Here is a 1,513-nt window from a genome sequence, read left to right as displayed (position 1 = left end):
AGTAGATGAATTGAAGCTACTACTGGATAGGCTGTTAAACCAAGGCGAGTTAGTAATTAAATGGCATCGAAAGATCAAGAATAAAGGGAATAACCATTATATTGCAGCTTAAATGCTTATTAGCTTACTAATTCGACTCCTGCACCTAGTCAGCGCGTACCTGTTGCCAATTCTCCCCTTCCTCAAGTCACGCCGAAAGAGACACCAAAAACTAAGCCACAAACACCATTAACTGTAACCCCGAAAAAATTACCATCGCCTCCTACTTCTTGGGAAAAAAAGCAATTAGGGGAATTTATTTAAGTCGGTATCAAGTGACGAATAATGCCAGCGAACAAACGATTCGCGAACGAGTGCGTTATTATCGCGCTCAAGGCATAAATACAATTATTCATGGAGTGTGGGGAAATGGTTGCACGATGTATAACAGCGATGTCATGCAACAAACATTTGGCTACAAAAGCTGTCCTAACCAATTTCAAGCACAATGGTTAGATTGGTTGATTGATGAGGCACACAACCAAGGAATGCAAGTACACGCCTACTTTGAAAAAGGGATTAAAATTGATAAAAATAGCCCAATTTTTGACCTAGCAGTTTCTAAAAAATGGATTGTGCCTGGAGTCGATAAAACCTACGCTGGCATCGATCATTATGCCCTGGATGTAGAAATTCCAGCAGTTGCTAATTTATTTAAAAAAATATCAGTAGAGTTTGTCCAAAAGTATCCAGATATTGATGCAGTACAGTGGGATGACTATCTAGGCTATCATGCCAACTTGCCTGGAAAAATAGATCGCACTACTTATTTGACTAAGTTTGTGCGGCAAATGAGAACGGACATCAAGAAGGCTAATCCATCTGTTAGTTTCGATCTTTGCCATCATAATCCTTATTGGAGCAAACGTTATTTTGCGGCAGACTGGCAAAAATGGAATGTCGATCGCGTTTTCATTCAAAATTATAACGATGCTAATTTTAACCAAGAACTCGAATATGCTAAGAATTATGCTGGAGTTGCAATTACAGATAAGCAGTTGTATCGCCTAAAAGAACTAATTTCTAACTCCAAAATCAAGAGTATTTTAGCGCCTGGGGGTTCCCGTGAAGCAGCAAAATCCGAGAGGCGACTCTTTGGAAGCCCGCACTGTATTCGGTACTCCGAATCAGTGACGGGAGGATGTCACTATTCCCTTCCACTGGAAAACCCGAAGAAACTGCGGCTTTAGTTAAAAAACTTACTCAATGAACCAAACCACACCCTTGCTAGATACGCGCAAAACCTTAGATACTCACATTTATGCTGTTACAATACCAACCAAGCTTTGGTAACGCGGCGTGGGATAGTGACGGTAACAGGGGAAGAAGAAGAACTGGCGATCACACTAAGCTAATCGGCATCAAAGTTGCATAATAAAAAGGTAAAGCTGATTCAAAGTAACTATGCCACCAGCAGCCAAGAATTTTTTAAGGTCGGAACAAGTCGTTCATCTACAGCAAGCCCTCAAGGAGA

1 pseudogene is annotated in these 1,513 nt (G+C 40.8%); it reads left to right on the top strand.

From position 1 onward, the window contains the following. Positions 1–141: 141 nt before the first annotated feature. A pseudogene (locus AC2VE5_RS27425) lies at positions 142–1,229 on the top strand (family 10 glycosylhydrolase); the annotation flags it as partial. Between the last annotated feature and the right edge of the window lie 284 nt (positions 1,230–1,513).

It is taken from the genome of Aliterella sp. E5.1, from assembly GCF_057473825.1.
Note: the sequence above shows the minus strand (reverse complement) of the source record. Positions and strands in the feature narration are given on the sequence as shown.